Raw genomic sequence first — 18,277 nt, 5'->3', positions numbered from 1 at the left:
GTTCCGGTGAATCGACATAAGAATGGCCAGGAAGATCGCTCTCCCTGGCCGTTTTCCGCCTGCGTTTTACTTCGTCTTCTTCCTGCGCCGGGTCACCCGGTGCGTGGTGCGGCGACGCGTCACATGCCGGCGCGGAGCCCTCATGGAGTACGTCGGCGGATGCACTGAAGCGGCATCGAAGGTCGTACCGATATCCGTGTAGGTCGCTCCCACCGGTACCAGGATGCTGTCTGCCGAACGACCCGACGGGTCGCCCACGCGCAGCTCGATCCGTCCTCCATCCACTCCCTTTTCCAGAAGATACGTCTGGATATTCACGCTCCGCTGCTCGCCCTGCAAAGGCTGCTCGTCGGGGGAGTAGCGCCCCACGACGACCAGCTTCGCACCCGTGTCGCGGTTGAGGTTGAGCGCCACGTCGTCGAGGCAGGCCTTGGCTTCGTTGTCGACCCGCACCGGACGCCTGCGGTCCCGCTCGAACGAGACGCTGCATAGTTGCTGGGTCATCGGCAGAGCCATGGCCACCGGCGGTGCCGTCACGGTCACCATCGTGGTCGCCGAAGCAGTCTTGCCAAGGTCGTCCAGCAGGCTGCAGGTCACACGGATCGTGCCTGGAGGCACCCCAGCCGTCGAAAGCGTACCGGTCGAGCCCGTGCCCACAATGGTGCCCGCGCTCGCGGTGTACATGTACGTCAACTGGCGACCCTGCGGGCTGAAGCCGTTCGACGCGATCGTGGAGGAGCCGCCGGGCTGCACGGTGCTGGGGGTCGCGGTGCAGGAGATGGTGGGGGGTTCATAGGCGCGGATGGTGAACATGCCCTGGCAGCTCGCGCTCTGCATGCCCTTGCGGCCCTGCGTGACGTGTCCCGTGACGGTGTACTCGCCGGGAGGGATGCCGGTGGTGTCGATCGACGCCCCGCCCTCGCCCGCCGTGATCTTGCCGCCGGTTGTCGTCCAGGTGTAGGTCGCCTTGCGGCCGGGGACGAGATTCAGTGGCTGCGCCATCACGCTGAGCGGCTCACCCGGATAGATCGAAGCCGGGGAGACGGGACAGGCCAACGTTACCTGCTGCGGGGCCGAGCCCATGCTGCCAAACCGCGCGACCAGACCGCCGGAGAGTTTGAAGGCAGACAACGCACTGGTGCCGCCACCCAGGTTGTTGGCGAGCAGCGGGCCGTAGTCCACATGCGAGTAGTGGTAATCGGCCTGAATGGGGCGGATCGCGATGCGGTCGTGCCAGAACGGCAGGATGTAGTCCACACCACCCCCGCCTGTCGCCGCATAACCCCAGGTGAGCGGCTGGTAGACGGGCCCATTGATCTTTGCCGCGCCGCCCAGCGCGTGGATGAATGGGACGAACCGCCCGAACTGCATCCGTGCGACCGGGCCGGCCTCCGCGGTGTAGTACGAGGGATCGCGGTACAAACAGCCGAACCCGTTGGCCTTGCATTGATTCGCGATGACATCGGAGTTCGGCCCGGAGAAGTAGCCGCCTTCCACCTGCACGCCGAAGTGCCGCGTGAAGTAGTCCGTGATGCTCACCGTCGCATTGGGGTTATAGACCGGCTGGTAGAGATAGCCGCCGATGCCGCTGCTGAACGGGTGAATGTACCCGTAGCCCGCGTAGATCTCGACATGATCCGGGGCTGGTCCGTCGGCACGCACTTCCTTCTGGGGATGGAACCGGATCGGCACCATCGGCGTGTCCTGCGCGATCGCCAGGGTGGAGATGGAAGAGACACAGACGGCGAGCAAGAGAGCCTGTTGGATTCGGCGAACACGACGCGACATAGAGTTGGGCTCCTGAGGAAGCAAAACAAGGAAACGGAAAGGTTGGACCAGTGTACCGGCGATGATTGTCGTTTTTCCCGGCAAAACAACACTCTTTCCAGGAACGGACGGGGTTGCTGGCGTTATGGCGCGAGACTCGCCTTGCGCGCGGGTTCGAACTCGTCGCCGGGCTGCCAGCCGACCGAGCTGGGGGCGGCGAGTGCCTCCCAGCCAAGCTCGATGCCGAAGCGGGTCATCTTGGCGAGCGAAGTGAAGTCCATGGACTCGGTGTAGTTGTCGGAGAAGTCGTGATAGCGGTGCTCGTTATAGTCTTCACCCTGCTTCAGACCCCATGCGCGGTCGTGCCCCACATACAGGTCGCCGGCATCGATGGAGAAGGCAGGAACGCCGATACGCGCCATGCTGAAGTGATCGCTGCGGTAGTAGCCGCCGGCCTCCGGATGGGCCTCCGGCACGATGCCGAGGTGGAAGCGTTTGGCCACAGCCTCGAGGGTGGGGTAGAAGGTGGTGCGCTCGGCTCCGGCTACCTGGACTTCGAGCGGATCGCCGATGGGCTGAAGCGCGTCGTAGTTGAGGTTGAGCGAGATCTGGCCGGCGGGGATGGGTGGATGCTGGCCGAGGTACTCGCTGCCGAGCAGACCCTGCTCCTCCGCGGTGACGGCGGCGAAGATGACGGTGTGCGGAGGCTTGATGGGCATGGCACCCCAGACGCGAGCCATCTCGAGGAGGATGCCTGAGCCGGTGCCGTTGTCGACGGCTCCGTTGTAGATGTTGTCGCCAGCCATGCCGGGGACGAAGCCGAGATGGTCGTAGTGCGCGGAGTAGAGCACGGCCTGATCCTTGCCGGTCGACGTCCCTGCAATCTTGCCGACGACGTTCGGGCTTTGGAAGGGCCGGATCACACTTTCGACGTGGCCTTTGATCCGGAGGGGAAGCTCGTAGGACTTGAAGCCCTTCTTGCCGGCCTCGGTGATGGCGGCGTTGGCATCGGGGCTCTTGCCGGCTGCAGCGAAGATCTTTCCGGCGACGTCGAGCTGAATCCAGCTTGCGGCCTGCAGGGCTGGGTTGTGATCGTCGCGGAGATAGGTCTTTTCGCCGCTCCAGGAGTGCTGGACGACGCTCCAACCGTAGCTGGCGAGGTCGGTGCGGTGAATGATGAGCGCGCCGACGGCACCCATGCGGGCAGCCTGCTCGAACTTGTAGGTCCAGCGGCCGTAGTAGGTCATGGCCTTGCCCTTGAAGAACTTGGGGTCGTCCGAGGGTGGGTCGCCCACGATGAGCAGGACCACCTTGCCTTTAACGTCGATGCCCTTGTAGTCGTCCCATCCGTACTCGGGCGCGGTGACGCCGTAGCCGACGAAGACGATGGGCGCGTCGATCTCCGCGCCGGCGGTGTGCTGCTGGTTGCTGACGACGAAGTCCGAACCGAAGGTGAGCGGCATGGAGCCGATGCTGAGCGAGGTCTTCTCCGGAATCGTCTTGACGCCGACGAAGTTGACCGACTGGAAGAAGGTGCCGTTGTCGCCGGCAGGCTGGAGGCCGTCGAGGGCAAACTGGGTGGCGATGTACTTGGCCGCGATATCGGCTCCACGCAGACCGGGATAGCGGCCTTCGAGGGCGTCGTCGGCCAGGAACTTGACGTGCGCGCGGATCTTCCCGGCATCCACCGATGCCTCTGCTGCCTTCACCGCGGGGGGGACCACCTGACCCAACAAAGCGGGACTCATCAACGTCAACGCCGTCACCAAAAGCTTCTTCACAAACCCTCCACGTCACAACAACGGATAAGAGGCAGTCTACCGCCAAATGGGGTGCGTCATCCCCCAGGACGCGCAGGTTTTGTGCGCGCGTTCCATGGAGCCACAAAGGCTCTTGCCCGCATTCGGCAGAACCATAGGACAACAAACACAGGCGGCGGACAGGCAAACGCGCTTATGCTGAATCCACAGGCGCAGCGTATCGGGGCTTGGAGGCTGTTTTCTTGACACGGTGGAGAAGGCGGCAGCTTTCCGTAGGGGATGCAGATCGGGCGGCGGAAGGTTCCCGCGCTCGTGCATGGTGGGCTGCGCTCTGCGGTGCGTGCGCGGTTTGCCTTCTTCCTCTGCTGGTTCCCGTGCTGACGCCGCACGATGGCCGTTTCTTCATGTATCCCTATGGGGCCACGCTGCAGCTTTTGCCCATGGCCTTCTGCTTCCGGTGGGCGGCGCGCCAACCGGGCATGATGCGCACCCAGTGGAGGGTGCTTGGCGCTCACTTCGCGATGATGAGTTTGAGCCTGTGGGCTCCAAGCCTGATGCTTTGGGTGCATTGGCCGACCGTGCAGAAGAGCTCGTGGTGCGTGAGTGGATTCGCGGCAACAGCCTCGATGTGCTGCCTGTTGTGCTTCAGCGTGTTCTCAGGGTCATCGACGAGGAGTAAGCGACTGCTGGATGCGGCGATGACGCTGATTCTTTGCGGACTGAATTTCTCCACTGCCTTCTCTCCGGGGCCAACGGGGTTCAGCCGGTATCACCTGCAGGTATCGATGATCACCGCGGTCTTCCTGCTCTGTGCCGCGGAGTCTTCACGACGAAGCGTCACCCAGGATGGCCACCGGCTCTTCGCCGAGGTCACGGAGATCTACCTGATCACGCGCGTGGTGATGCTGTTCCTGGTGAACATCGTCAATGCGGTTTGGCTCGCGACGCCACGTGAGCTGCCGTTCGATCTGTTTTGCGGCATCCCTCCGCTGTGCTTCGCTCTGCTGACGTTGCGGCTGTTGCTGTGGGGTCCAAGGCGGAAGACCGTGAGCAGGCCATCCGCGCTTTGGGCGAATCTGCTGCCATCGATGATTCTGCTGGCCACGGTAACCTTTGCGCTGCATGGACTGGTAAGCCATCCCATCCTGTATAGCTTGACGATCCTGTTGTCCGTCGCATGCTTTGTGCTGCGAACCCACCTGCTTTACCAGCAGATGTTCCGCGAACAGAGAGAGTTGCTGGTGCGCACGGGGCAGCTCGAGAAGCTGGCGACGCGCGATATGCTGACCGGGATCGGAAATCGCCGGTCGCTGGAGCTGATGGCATTCGAGCTGCTGGAGACCGGGTCGCCGATTCCCTCGGCGCTCCTGCTGATCGACACCGATCGCTTCAAGTGGGTCAACGATACGTTCGGGCACCTGGCGGGAGATGAGTTGCTGAAGGCGATCGCGGAAGAGGTGCAGGAGCAGGTCGGAGAGATCGAGGGGGCGTGCTGCGCGCGGATTGGTGGCGACGAGTTCGCGGCTCTGCTTCCGCATGTGCCGCTCCACGCGGCGAGGGAGATTGCGGAGAAGATTCGCAAGCGGATTGGAGAGTTCCAACTGGAAGGCGAGGGGAGCCACTGCACGGTGAGTATCGGGGTGGCGGCGGCGAGCGGCAGGGTGTCGCTGACGGGGCTGCTGGAGCTGGCGGATGCGGCGCTCTATCGGGCGAAGGGGCATGGACGGAACGCAGTGGAAGTGGCTCTGGAGGACGCGGCGACTTCGACGCAGGCTCCGGCGACGCACGCGCAACGCCGCTTCCGGACCAAGGCCTAGCCGATAGCCTCTATCTCGATCACGCCGAGCCGCCTGAGCACCTTACGCGCGAGGCCGGTCAGTGGGATCTCGCCGAGCTTGCTGGTCCTGATCCAGGTGAGGTCTTCTTCCTTGGCGACCAGTTCCCGGCGGAGTTCGCGGGTATCTCCGAAGATCTGCACATAGTAGTTGGTGTTGGTGATGGAGTGGCGAAGACGGAGCATGGGCTCGGTGTCTCCGGCGGCGTCGATGGGAAGTGCAGGCAGCTCGTACATGCTTGCCATGAGGCTGGCCTCGGCGGAACGCTGCACGAGAAGCACTTCAGTCGAGGTGCCGGCCTTGCGCAGGGCGAGGAGGAAGTCCGCGGGCTTGCTCTGCTGTTTGCCGCGCGGGACGGTGACGTGTTCGCCTTTTGTCTGACAGAGACTGTAGACGGGGCACTCCAGGCAGAGCGGAGCGCGGGGCGTGCAGATCATGGCACCGAGCTCCATCATGGCCTGGTTGTGATCGCCCGCAGCGTTGACGCGCTCGCGAAGGCCGTCGATCCTGGCCAGCATGCGCTTGGGGGGGACGAGAGCGCCGGCCACTTCGCGGACAAAGGCGCGGCCCACGGACGAGGTGTCTTCGGGCTTGCCCATGATGCGAAAGACGACGCGCTCCACGTTGCCGTCGACGACGGCGACGCTCTCTCCGAAGGCGATGCTGGCGATGGCCGCAGAGGTGTACTCTCCTACACCGGGAAGGGTGCGAAGCTCGGTCGAGCCCCGTGGGATGATGCCGCCCATCTCGCGGGTGCAGAACTGCGCCGCCTTGTGGAGCATGCGGGCACGCCGGTAGTAGCCAAGACCGGACCAGGCGGCGAGGACTTCGGCCTCGTCGGCGAGGGCGAGGGCGACGACCGTGGGGAACTTTTTCATGAAGGCGGTGTAGTGCTCAATGACGGCGGCCACGCGGGTCTGCTGGAGCATGATCTCCGATACCCATACGCGGTAGGGATCGGCCGACTCGCGCCAGGGCAGGACGCGCGCATGCTGCTTATACCAACTGCCAAGCATCCTTCGGAATGCTTTTACCTCGAGTTCCAACGCCATGTTGTGATTTTAGATGGGTCGCGTTTGCTCTACACTTCTCCGGTGAGCACAACGACGACACGACGCACCTTCCTACAGACCTCCGCCCTGGCAGCTGCCTCCACTGCTCTGCCCGGTTTTGGCCAGACGCGTGACCTTGCCGCGACGCGGGCAGCCGCCATGGCAACGTTGTCCGGCAACATCCGCACGCTGCCTGCTCGCCCCGTGGGATATACCGAGCCGGTGTTGATTGAAGGCAGCACCTACCTGGGTGTCTGGATGGAGTGTGCCCCGCTGGAGGGGTTGGTGTGGGCGCAGTTAGGCGTCGAGCACGAAGGCGCGCCGTCGCCTCTGCAGGTGGCTCGCAACAACCACATGGCGTTCTTTTCGCTGCAGCGCGCGGACGGTCAGATTCCCTCCGCGGTCAAGGTGAGCGATACGGGTTGGGGGCAGATCCAGATGGTGGTTCCCATCGCCGCAACCGCCTGGGAGCTCGCGCAGATGAAGGGATTGCCCGAGGCGCAGGAGTTTCTGGAGGTCACGTACAAGGCGTGCAGCCGGTGGGACGCGTGGCTTCGTCAGTATCGCGATACGCGGAAGACCGGTCTGGTCGAAGGCTTCTGCACCTACGATACCGGCCATGACAATAGCCCGCGCTGGGCGGGAATTCCAAACCGTTGCCCCGACTCCGATGCGCGGAAATGTCCGGCCATAGCGAGCATGCCACGACTTTGCCCCGATCTTTCCGCCACGGTCTTTGGCGGGCGCATCGCGCTGGCGGCGATGGCGAAGGCTCTGGGCAAGAAGGACGAGGAGGCGCGGTGGCTGGCCGATGCCGAGCATATCCGCAGACTCATCCTCACGAAGCTCTACAGCCCCGAGGATGCTGCCTTTTACGATCTGGACGCGCAAAACAACTTCGTCAAGGTGCGGTCGGACGCGATCTCGCGCGTGCTTGGCGAGCATGTGCTCGATCTTTCGCAGCGAGGGGATAAGGCGATCTTCGAAGCGGTCTGGACCCGTCAGCTTCATAACCCGAAGGCCTTCTGGGCACCATATCCGCTCTCGTCGATCGCACAGGACGATCCGACGTTTGTGCGGCCGATTCCGCGCAACTCGTGGGGCGGAGCAAGCCAGGCGCTGACGGCTCTGCGTGCGCCGCGATGGATGCCGCACTACGGCAAGAACGCCGAGTTCCGGTACCTGATGGAGCAGTGGGTCGAGGCGATCTCGAGGCACAACGAGTTTCGCCAGCAGGTCGATCCGCAGACCGGCGTGTTCACACAGCCGGATCCCGGTGGGTATTCGCCATGTGCGTTGACCTTCCTGGATTTCGACCGCCGGCTGCATGGCATGGCAAAAAAATAGGCGACATCCGCGAGCGTGCTTCGTCTGACGACCAAAGGAGAACTCTCCATGAAACGGATGTTGTGCTTCATCGCCATCCTTGCCGCATCGTCTGGATTCGCCCAGACCGCTCCGGTTACGGAGACGAAGGCTCCTGCTTATGACGTCGTTTCGATCAAGCCCAACGACCATGGCCGCGGGGTCAGCATTCATATCAACAACAATATCTTCAACGCGATTCATATTTCGTTGAAGGAGCTGGTGGCACAGGCGTACGGGACTCGCTGGGATCTCATCTCGGGAGGCCCGTCCTGGATCGAGTCGAACGGCTTCGACATCCAGGCCAAGGTGCTGGATGCCGATCCGCATGCGCTGAGTAAACTAAGCAATCAGCAGCGTGGCGCTTTGCTCAGGCCCATGCTGGGCGAGCGGTTCGGTCTGAAGATTCACACCGAGGTAAAGACGCTGCCCATCTATGAGCTTGTCGTGGTGAAAGGTACACCCAAGTTCAGTGAGGCCTCGCCCGCAGACAAAGATAAGCGATGGAACAATGCCACCGCCGGTGGCATGATCATTCACAACGGCACTCTGGTGGCGCATGACGTCTCGCTATCACGGTTGATCGACGTGGTGGCAGGTCAGCTTCATCGCGAGGTGGTCGATAAGACGGGCCTGACTGGCAGCTACGATATTCAATTGAACTGGACGCGGGATGATGATCCCTCACCGGAAAGGTCGGCCCCATATCTGGCGCAGGCTCTGGAGGAGCAGTTGGGATTGAAGCTCGTGGCGGCAAAGGGGCCCGTGGAGACGCTTGTGATCGACCATGCAGAGCTGCCCACGGAAGACTAGCCGGCCAACGCAGAGGAGGCGCCCATCGCAGGGCGCCTCCTCTGGGGTGGACCGGAACAGCGTCTAGTACTCTGCGTCGAACTTTGCGCTTTCCTTGTTCATTTCGTCAGCCCCAGCGGCGTGGGAATAAAAGAGGACACGATACTTGAAGGTCACGCTTCCGCCCTTCTCGATGGTCATCTTGTGCTCCTTGGCCTTGGGGTCGAAGATGTGATCGCCCAGCGGATTCGCGGCGAAGAGGCCGTATCCGCGGGCGTGCCAGTAGGTGGGGTAGCCGGGATTGCCGGTGTGATCGAGGATCGCAATCGTCTCGGTCTTGCCGTCGGTCGTGCCGGTCAGCGTGCACCACTTGCCACGCGTCGACCAGACCTTGTCGCCCTCGATGCCCTCGCTGGTGCGATAGACACCGGTGGCCTTCGAAGTATCCGCATCGGCGACCTTGGTGGGATTGCCGGCTGCATCCATGAAGATACCGCCCTTCTCGGTAGGCGACTCCAGGAAGGATGCTACGCGGATGCCGAGGACACCTTCCTTGTCATCGTTGAAGACGGCCTTGTCGAGCGCCTTCAGCGTGGTGACACGATCGATGACGCGGGCTCCGTTGCGCTTCGAGAAGACGAAGCGATCCGTCTCCTTGAGGATGTCGACGCCTGTGCCTGTGGTCCAGGTGGACTCGACGACGAGTTCGCCTTTGTCCTTTCCGCTCTTGGTGGACACGATCTTGTCCATCTTGATGGAGCCCATCTTCGGCTTCTGCTCGGGCTTGATGGCGTCTGAGTTATTCCAGAAGTCGAAGCCGTTGACGTTGCCGTAGTTGAACCACATGCCGGCGTGGTGCGGGTGGTCGACGCGCTCCTTGTCCCGCGGCTCAAGCGGATAGCCGCGCGAGACGGTCGTCCCATCGGGAGCGATCAGGGGATAGAGCACGGGCTTTTCGAGCGACGTCGGCCACATGTAGGACGTGAACCGCTGGCCGTCGATCGTGACATCGACGCGGCGTTGAGCCTCGTTCGATGTCACCTTGACCTGTGCGTGTGCTGCGAGTGCCATGCCCATGCTGAGTGCCGCGACCCCAAGGCGAAGTGCCTTAGACATACTTGCCTCCCGCCATGACGCGCTGCGTCTTGTCGTCGAAGGTGACGCGCGTGCCGGTCTGCATGGCGGCGATGCACATGCACAGCGCAATGGAGTGGCTGTAGCCGGCTTCGATGGAGGCGTTCGGTGTCTTGCGCGAACGGACGCACTCCATCCAGTTGAGCATGTTGGCGCCCGTCTGCGGGTCGCCGCCGCCGGTGTTGGCGTCGGTCGAGACCTTTTCGGCCTTCGCTGTCGCCAGCGAGAAGGGCTTGAGCAGGTCGGGCTGCATGTTCATCTCCTTGGCATACTTCGCGGTGAGGCCTCCGGTCGGGGTGACCTCCTGCTTGTCCATGTCGAGCATGCCGCCCTTGGAGTAGTAGAGCTCCTTGACGCCGCCTGCCTCGTTGGTCTGCCGGGTGGAGTAGGAGACCTGGAAGCCTTTGGTCAGATCGTCCAGCGGGCCGTAGTCGAAGACAGCAGTGAGGGTGTCCCAGTTCACGCGGCCATCGCGCCATGCATAGATACCGCCGTTCGCAACGACTGAGCGCGGGTGCGGCAGACCGGTGAACCAGTGAACGGTATCGATCTGGTGGACGAGCCACTGATCGGGAAGACCGGAGGAGTAGGGCCAGAAGAGGCGGAACTCAAGATACTTGCGCGCATCGAAGGGAACCTTGGGCAGATTGAGCTGGTAGCGCTTCCAGTCGGTGTCCTCTTCCTTCAGGAGGGGCACGACGTCGGGGCGGCGCCAGCGGCCGGGCTGGTTCACGTTCCAGGTCATTTCGACCATGACGATGTCGCCAAACTCACCGCTCTTGATGTACTCGTAGGCCTTCTGATAACTGGGAGTGGAGCGGCGCTGGGTGCCGACCTGAACGATCTTTCCGGTCTTATGCACGGCGGCGCGGAAGTTGCGCGCGTCTTCCATGGTGTGTGCCGTGGGCTTCTCGACATAGGCGTCACGGCCGGCGTTGACCGCTTCGATGCCATGCTGCGCGTGCTGGAAGTCGGCGGTTGCAATGAGGACCGCATCGACATCCTTGCGGGCGTAGAGCTCGTCATTGTTGCGGACGGCGTCGACCTTATTGCCGGTCTTCGTGGTCAGCATGGCGGCTCCCTGATCGCGGCGCATGTTCCAGATATCGGAGACGGCAACGAACTGGAAGTTCTGGGCCTTGGCATGGCTGAGGAAGGCAGGAACGAGAGCCTGCTTCATCCGGTCGCCGCAGCCGACGATGGCCGTGCGCACGCGGTCGTTGGAGCCCGCGATCTGGGCGTAGCTCGCCGCGGTCCAGTTGGTGACCGCAACGCTGGCCGCCGCGGCAGAGGCCGTCTTGAGGAAGTCCCTGCGATTGCTCTCTGGTGCCTTCATCGGAAATCTCCTGAATCAAAAATGATTTTTAGTCTTTGGAAACTATGCTACTAAAGACACCTTGCCCCCCTTCGTGAGAAGAGGGGCAAGGTGCGTCTGACGATTTAGAAGTTGACCTTCGCCGAGGCCTGGAAGATACGGGCCGCAGAGGCAGCCGTGACCTGGCCGAAGGTCGTGGAAGCGACGCTAGATCCCGGGTTGCTCAGGTTGGGATGATTGAGAACGTTGAATGCCTCCAGCCGCAGGACGGTGTTGACACTCTCGTGGATCGGGAAGGTACGGGAGAGCTGCGCATCGAACTGATACGAAGACCGACCACGGAAGGCGTTGCGGCTGACGTTTCCAAAGGTTCCGGGTGCCGGTCCGCCGGGGCAGGTTGCGGTGATGGCGGAACAGAAAGCGGCGGGATTCAAGGACCCGCGTGCTGCCTGAAGACCAGCGGTTGATGTGATTCCGATGCCGGACCGGATGGGACCAGGGAGGTACGGATTCACGCCCGCGATCCGGTTGGGGCGATCCAGGGTGACAGCAGTCAGCGAGGTGTCGACGCCGGAGGTGACATTGATGACCGAACCACTTTGAATATGGACAAGCGGACCAAGCTCCCAGCCGTTCACCGCGTAGGCGAGAGCGCGGTTCGCGATGGAGAACTTGCTGCGCGTGACAAGGACCAGATTCTCGATGTGGCGATAGTCCGATCCGCACGGGCCATAGTCCATGCCGGGGTTATTGGGGTTCTCAACGGATGAGCCGGCGAGATCGCCATTGGCGTCGGCGTTGTTCAGGCACTTCGACCAGGTGTGGTTGGCGAGGAGGCTGAAGGTCGACGAGAGGCGGTGCTGCACGGTGGTGATGAGGCCATGGTAGTTGCCGGTACCACCATCGCCCACGATTGCCGAACTGTTGCCACCGCCATACTGGTTGCCGACGAGCGGGTTGAGCTGCGTGAGCTTGTATCGCTGCGCGGAGTTGGCCAGCGTGGAGCAGTTCGTTCCAGCAACGCCATTCTTGCCTGCGGGTCCAGTGGTCACAACGCCTGGGCATCCGGTGTTGTTCGCACCCCAGACACCGGGGACATAGACGGCCGGGCTGAGCGGCAGACCGAGGGGCACGTGGGTGGTCTTATTGCCGATATAGTCCACCTGCAACTGCCAGCCACGACTGAACTGATGTTGCACACTCGCCGTCCACTGCATCGTGACGGAGGGGTGATACTGGGTCGGCAGCACGATGTACTGCGACTGAGCGTAAAACAGCGCTGTCGCTGGCGTGGGTACAGCCGGCTGCGGGAAGGGGCTGCTGGTGAGCGTGCCAGCCGACCAGGGAGCCGAGAACGGGATGGGCCCCGAGGTCGCGGTGGGGATCTGCTTGATATCCGTGGCGAAGGGCGGGTTCTGCTGGTTGCGCTGACCGGTGAAGTAATTCACCTGGTCGTAGATGTAGCTGGCACCCGCACGGATGACCGTCTTGCCGTCACCGGTCAGGTCATACGCCATTCCGAAGTTCGGCGTGAACTGCCAGGGTGAGTTCTTGGTGAACTGGCGAGGTACGCCCTTATCGCCGTAGTAGAAGGTACCGGCCGGAGAGTTGGGGTAGACCGAGCTGGTCGTACCGGCCAAAAAGGCGGTTTGATCGAAGGTCGTACCGCGATTGAAGTAATCGACCGGCATGAACTCCGGTGCCCAGCGGATGCCCGCATTGATGGTCAACTGCTTGGTCGCGTGGAAGGTATCCTGCACGTAGATGCTGGGGATGTTGCCGCGCAGAGCATTCTGCTGCTGCTTGGACTGTTCGAAGGAGTTCATCGCCCCCATGAGAAAGTCGAGGTTGTTGTCGACAGCGGTTTTACCGCCGACGCCGGTCGGACCGTTGGCGCTATAGTTCAGGGCACCGCCAAAGGTGAAGATACCATTCCCGTTGTAGGCGTTGGAGATGTTGAGCTGGTTGTGTACAAGCTCACCGCCGATCACGATCTGGTGCTTGCCGCGCAGCATCGTAACCAGGTCTTCAATGGCGAGGAAGTTGTCGTTGAAGTGGGAGACGGAGTTTCCGCCACCACCCAGGGTGAACTTGTTCGCGACGGTCACATAAAGACCGTTCGGAACAGCTTGGAACGCGTTGACGCCAAGCGTCGTGGCATTGATGGCGTTGGGTGCGTAACCGCGGTTATTGCGGCGCCGTGAGAGCGTAACGTGTGCCGAGTTGACCGTCTTCGAACTGATCGCGAAGTCCTCACCCAGGGTGAAGCTCTGGACACGCTGCAGATTTCCGGACTGCGTGGTGATCAGGATATTCGTCGGAGAATAGAACGCAGGAAGCTGGTATCCATCGATGAAGTAGCGGGCATAGAGGTTGTTCTTGGCGTTGATGGTGTAATCGACACGGGTGACAAAGGAGTTGTCGGAGGTCTGGAGCGGAATGGCATAGCTGACCTGGCCGTTCGCAGCCGTCGTCTGAGGCAGATACTTGACCAGAGCCAAAGCCTGCGGATTGAAGAGCGACGGGTTGATCTGATTATTCGGCAGAGGTGCGCCGGTAAGGGGGTTCACGAGCGGGACCTTCGTCGGATCGTCAGACTGCGAAAAGTCACCGGCCAGATTCGCCGCCGAGGGAACGAATGCCGTCACCGAAGACTGGCTGGACTTGGACTGGGTGCGCTGATAGCCGGCAAACGCGAAGATCTTGTCGCGCTTGATCGGCCCGCCAAAGGTACCGCCGTACTGGTTCTGATGCAGGCTGTCTTTGGTGGCCGAAAAGAAGTTGTTCGCGTTCAGGTAGTTGTTGCGGAGGAATTCAAAGGCCGAGCCATGGAACTTGTTCGTACCGGAGCGCGTGACCACGTTCACCAGTCCGCCCGAGTGCTCGCCTTCGCCCGCGCCCAGAGCCGTGGACTCCACCGAGAACTGGCTGACTGCGTCCGGGAAAGGGAAGGGCAGGTTGCCGTTCGCCATGTAGTCGTTGTTGTCGCCGCCGTCGAGCTTCCACTGCGTCGTGTTGCCGCCCGAGCCTGCGATCGAGACCGCGATCGTCTGGTAGGAGTACTTGCTGCCCGTAAAGTCACCAGCGGGCGCGGGGGACGATCCGCCCGAGAGGGTGATGAGCGCCGCCATCTGGCGGCCGTTGAGGGGCATCTCGGTCAGCGTCTGCGAGTCGACCGTCTGCTTGAACGAGACATCTTCCGTCTGCAGAGCCAGGCCTTCCGAGTGAACCTCGACCTTCTGATCGGCGGCGCCGACCGTCATCTTGGCGTTGATCGAGATGCTGCTGCCGACTTCGAGCACATTGCCCGTGCTGGTGTAGCCCTGGAAGCCGGTTGCGGTGATGCTGATGGAGTACGAACCAACTACCAGGTTGGGAAACGTGTACACACCGACCGCATCCGTGACGGCCGTGTGGGCAACGTGCGTGGAGGCTTCGGTCGCGACGACCGTCGCTCCAGGAATGACTGCGCCCGTGGCATCGGTAACCGTGCCCTGAATGTTACCCGCGCCGGCGACCTGCGCGACCGCGCCGGCCGTAAAGAGACACGCAACAAGCGCAACGACGACCCACCGGGACGTGCGCCTGACCTGATTCAAGAAAATATCGACCATTAAAACCCCCAAAAATGCTTTTCCAACCGGCGATCGCGATGATTGAAATCCTGCGCCGTCCGGTTCCCTGCTCTTCTCCAAAACCCCTTGGACTGTCGGCCATCCGACCGTTCCGTGGTCAAAGAGATCAGACCTCTTCGTCCTGACCGTTTTCGGTTCAGAACGGCAAAACAGGCCTGTTTTATGCGGAGCGGAATATAGATACCGCAGATGAGGGCTGTCAACTGAAATTGTTTTCGGCTGGTTTTCTGCGGATTGGTCAGTCCTCCCGAGCGCGTTGCGGCGCACCGGTCCGCCCACCCCACGCACACAGTGGGTCGCCGGAGCGCACCAAAACGCCCCATGAGACGACCCTCAAGCGACAGGTTCTAGCAGTTTTCGTACTTCCAGTTCCGCTTCTTGCCTTCGGCGATCCACCCAACCGCCTCGCCAATCCGTTTCGTCCTCGTCTCGGGCCGTTTGGCCTCGACGATCCACTCCATATACTCCCGGCGGCAGCTCGGACTCATCGCCTCGAAGCGCTCCATCGCCCCGATGCGAGCGAGCGCGGCCTCGAGATCCTCGGGTGTCTGGATGCTGGCGGCGGCCTTCTTCGCCGCAGGCTTGGGTGGCCGCTTCAACTTGCCGCCCTCTTCTCCGGCCAACGCGAAGGCCGTCTTCAGGAGCCCGAGCAGGACTTTATCCCTGGGAAGGTCCTTCAGGCTGGTGATTTTCCCCAACGATCCCGAACTTCCCTCTCGCTCAAAACCGGCCTCGGCCAGCGGGCCCGCCATGCCGGATCCCCAAAAACCAAAGCCGCAGTGCTCCTTGAACGCAGACATGCCGCAGACGATCTGGCCGCCGGACAAAAACGCAGGCCGCGACCACTTCATCCCCTCTTCCACCGCCGGATACGCCCTGTGGACCAGATCCCTGAGATGGTGCAGCACCGGCTGCGCATACGCCGGCGCCTTTCCGATATACGCATCGACGCGAGCATCCACCCGTCTACCCTCCTCTGCGTGATGGCAACAACTTCAGTGCGTCTGCTGCGCCATCATGTCGTTGAACTGATTCACGAATGCGGCTTCAGCGGGGCCTGGATTGTTTCTCAGCGGCTTCACCCGCTCCACCAGAATCTCCTCCACGCCTTGCGCCAGCAGCACCATCGTCTCTTCAATGAACGCGGACAGGGGCATGGCACGCGGATCGTTCGCCCCGCCCATGAGGTCGGTCTGCACGTAGGGGGGCGCCAGCTCCATCACGGCCACGGAGCTGCCCTTCAGCTTGAACCGCAGCGACTGCGTATAGGAGTGCAGCGCAGCCTTCGTGGCGGAGTAGATCGCTGTCATCGCCAGGGGAACGAAGGCCAGGCCGGAGGTGACATTGATCACCGTCGCCTCGTCGAGGCTCTTGAAGTGCTCGATGAAAGCGGAGGTTACCCGGATGGGACCGAGAAGGTTCGTCGTGATCGTCGAGACCAGCACGGCCTCGTCGATCACCGAAGACGCGTCGTCCATCTTCATGATGCCGGCGTTGTTAATGAGGACATTCAGCTTCGGAAAGCGCGCGATCAGGTCTGCCGCTCCCTTCGCGATGCTGGCCGGATCTTCGACGTCGAGCTCCACGGCATGCATGCCGGGATTCGCCGCCGTCGTCTCGTCGAGCACAGACCTGCGGCGCCCGGAGATGATGACCTCATTGCCCATGTGATGCAGCGCCTCAGCCAGACCGCGCCCGATCCCGGAGCCACCGCCAGTGATAAAGATCGTGTTCCCCGTCATGCGCATCGTCGTCCATCCTCGCTCATACTGCCGGCGTTCCGTAGCATCATCCATCAGACTGTATCCCCCGGGGTCTTGGCCTTGACCGGCTCCGAGTAGGTCGGATACGGCGGACCCTTTTGCAAAATCGCCTGCGTCTTCTCGTCGTACTTATAGATGTCGTCGAAGAAATCGACTCGTCCGTCATCTCCCACGCGTGCGGTCAGGTAGAAGATCGCAATCGGCAGGGGAGTTTTGAGATTCACCTGGTGATTGTCGGCTCCATTGTTCATCGCCTCGCGGACTTTGTCCAGATCCCAGTTTGGCTGGTCCTGGAGGACCCAGGCCGCAAGATCCTCGGGTTTCTGCACCCGGACGCATCCATGGCTGAAGTCGCGGCGCGTGCGGTTGAAGAGCTCGGTTGCAGGCGTGGAGTGCAGGTAAATGTCATATTCGTTGGGGAACATGAACTTCACGAGGCCGAGCGAGTTCTTCGGCCCGGGTTTCTCCCGCACCATCACGCCGCCGCGCGCTACCTGGGCGGAGGTGTAATCGGTGAGGACATCGCCCTTCGCATTGGTGACCTCGAAGTTCTTCGTCGCTAGATAACCCTTGTTCTTCTCGATGTGCGGCACCAGTTCCTTACGGGCGATATCGGTAGGCACGTTCCAGTAGGGACGGAAGATGAGGTACTTCATCATGTGAGTGAAGACCGGCGTCTCGTGCTCACCGAGCACCTTGCCCACCACGACCTTCATGGTGAAATCGAGCTTGTTGTCCGGCGTATACCCGCGCAGCACAAACTCAGGCAGGTTCACCACCAGGCGAGCGTGGACATACGGATCGGGCAGCCAGCGCCACCGCTCCAGCGAGCACTCCAACTGCAGGACGCGCTGTTCGAGCGGAACGTTCATCGAGGCGATGGTCTGGGCGTTCAGCTTGCCGTCCGGAGTAATGCCGTGACGCTCCTGGAAGGCCTTCACGCCATCCGAAAACTCCTGCGTATACGCCGTTGCGGCCGTGGGCGGACCGCTGAGATCGCCCTCCAGTTGCAGCCGGGCGGCCAGTGCGTCGAGCGCCGGGTACGCCCCACCCACGCCGATCGGTTTCACCGCCGTGGGCAAAGGCTCGACGCCGCTCTCCCGCTGCTGCTTGGCGAGCACAAGATACTTCGCCAAGGCCTGCTCGGTCTGGCGATATTCATCGTTGTCCGGTTCGGCGGAGGCGATCAGCTTCGGCACATCGTCGGCGTCGACCGCATTGTCGGAGACGAACTCGGGCAGGTCGTAGCGCTTCGACTCCGCGTTGATGTCGAAGTTGAAGTGCTGCGGATTGATGCGGCCCGTGCGGATATCCGACATGTAGCGCATGACCGCCACAGTCATGGCAACGTCGTACTCCGCGAAGGCCTCATCGGAGTTCGACTTGAGCGCGGCTACGCGTCCGGCCCAGCGGGAGGCATCGTAATCCTCCGGATTCAGGCCCTTCTGGGCAGCATCGGAGAAGGCCTGGGTAAACGCCGCGGCCTGCGGGGTAGGCTTGCCATCGCGGGTCCAGGCGATCTCGTAGTTACGATCGTCATAGAAGGTCTGGGCGGGTGTCTGGAAGGGGCCCACGTCCGGAATCTTCATGAACGGCAGCTTGGTCGCCTGCACCAGCGGCTGAATCTTTGAAGAGTACGCGTCGGTATTCTCCTTCGACCGCGTCTTTCTATGCCGCTTGCAGCCCGTTGCCGTTGATAAAACCAGCAGCCCACACGCTGCGACCACACCGATTCGTCCCCACGCCTGCTTCCCGTTCATCCTGGTCCCCGTCCTCAATCCGCATCTATCTGTGTGCAATGTACACCGTAAGATGCAGATTCCACGCGAACAGCGTCAAGGCAAATTCGGAGACGGGAG

Annotated in this window: 12 protein-coding genes; 3 read left to right on the top strand and 9 right to left on the bottom strand. The window is 62.1% G+C overall.

The window, feature by feature from the left end:
- Window positions 1-66 precede the first annotated feature (66 nt).
- The gene (locus BM400_RS04180; protein WP_141223801.1) at window positions 67-1,788 is read right to left on the bottom strand and encodes an OmpA family protein; all 1,722 of its coding nucleotides are present in this window, start codon (window positions 1,786-1,788) and stop codon (window positions 67-69) included.
- A 122-nt stretch (window positions 1,789-1,910) separates the two neighbouring features.
- Window positions 1,911-3,548 (bottom strand): M28 family peptidase, encoded by a 1,638-nt coding sequence (locus BM400_RS04175; protein ID WP_245781674.1) that lies wholly within the window; start codon window positions 3,546-3,548, stop codon window positions 1,911-1,913.
- A 353-nt stretch (window positions 3,549-3,901) separates the two neighbouring features.
- Between BM400_RS04175 and BM400_RS04170 the strand changes: the two genes are divergently transcribed.
- Complete coding sequence (locus BM400_RS04170; protein WP_175528857.1) at window positions 3,902-5,344, top strand: GGDEF domain-containing protein; 1,443 nt, start codon at window positions 3,902-3,904, stop codon at window positions 5,342-5,344.
- Here the strand turns inward: BM400_RS04170 and BM400_RS04165 are convergent.
- Window positions 5,341-6,414: an A/G-specific adenine glycosylase gene (locus BM400_RS04165; RefSeq protein ID WP_089836896.1), complete on the bottom strand. Its 1,074-nt coding sequence runs from the start codon at window positions 6,412-6,414 to the stop codon at window positions 5,341-5,343. The genes BM400_RS04170 and BM400_RS04165 overlap by 4 nt on opposite strands.
- A gap of 42 nt (window positions 6,415-6,456) precedes the next feature.
- Here BM400_RS04165 and BM400_RS04160 point away from each other — a divergent pair, with 42 nt between their 5' ends.
- Both BM400_RS04160 and BM400_RS04155 read left to right on the top strand, forming a co-directional pair.
- Window positions 6,457-7,761 (top strand): MGH1-like glycoside hydrolase domain-containing protein, encoded by a 1,305-nt coding sequence (locus BM400_RS04160; protein WP_089841470.1) that lies wholly within the window; start codon window positions 6,457-6,459, stop codon window positions 7,759-7,761.
- Window positions 7,762-7,809: 48 nt separating this feature from the next.
- Window positions 7,810-8,592, top strand: a complete 783-nt coding sequence (locus BM400_RS04155; protein ID WP_089836894.1) for a TIGR03435 family protein — start codon at window positions 7,810-7,812, stop codon at window positions 8,590-8,592.
- 63 nt (window positions 8,593-8,655) lie between these two features.
- Here the strand turns inward: BM400_RS04155 and BM400_RS04150 are convergent, their stop codons facing one another.
- The 6 genes from BM400_RS04150 to BM400_RS04125 form a co-directional block, all read right to left on the bottom strand.
- Window positions 8,656-9,687 (bottom strand): DUF6807 domain-containing protein, encoded by a 1,032-nt coding sequence (locus tag BM400_RS04150; RefSeq protein ID WP_089836892.1) that lies wholly within the window; start codon window positions 9,685-9,687, stop codon window positions 8,656-8,658.
- On the bottom strand, window positions 9,680-11,041 hold the full coding sequence (locus BM400_RS04145) for a Gfo/Idh/MocA family protein (RefSeq protein WP_089836890.1): 1,362 nt from the start codon (window positions 11,039-11,041) through the stop codon (window positions 9,680-9,682). The genes BM400_RS04150 and BM400_RS04145 overlap by 8 nt, the downstream gene beginning before the upstream one ends.
- Before the next feature lie 104 nt (window positions 11,042-11,145).
- Entirely contained in the window at window positions 11,146-14,634 is a 3,489-nt protein-coding gene (locus tag BM400_RS04140; RefSeq protein ID WP_089836887.1) for a carboxypeptidase-like regulatory domain-containing protein, read from the bottom strand.
- Window positions 14,635-15,002: 368 nt separating this feature from the next.
- Window positions 15,003-15,617, bottom strand: coding sequence for a YdeI/OmpD-associated family protein (locus BM400_RS04135; protein WP_089836885.1), 615 nt, complete (start codon window positions 15,615-15,617; stop codon window positions 15,003-15,005).
- Window positions 15,618-15,650: 33 nt separating this feature from the next.
- Window positions 15,651-16,451, bottom strand: coding sequence for an SDR family oxidoreductase (locus tag BM400_RS04130; protein WP_245781673.1), 801 nt, complete (start codon window positions 16,449-16,451; stop codon window positions 15,651-15,653).
- Window positions 16,451-18,178, bottom strand: coding sequence for a L,D-transpeptidase family protein (locus BM400_RS04125; RefSeq protein WP_089836883.1), 1,728 nt, complete (start codon window positions 18,176-18,178; stop codon window positions 16,451-16,453). The genes BM400_RS04130 and BM400_RS04125 overlap by 1 nt, the downstream gene beginning before the upstream one ends.
- Window positions 18,179-18,277: the final 99 nt, after the last annotated feature.

Source organism: Granulicella pectinivorans (assembly GCF_900114625.1).
Lineage (GTDB): Bacteria > Acidobacteriota > Terriglobia > Terriglobales > Acidobacteriaceae > Edaphobacter > Edaphobacter pectinivorans.
The sequence above is the reverse complement of the archived record's forward strand: the minus strand, read 5'-3'. Positions and strand labels throughout refer to the sequence as shown.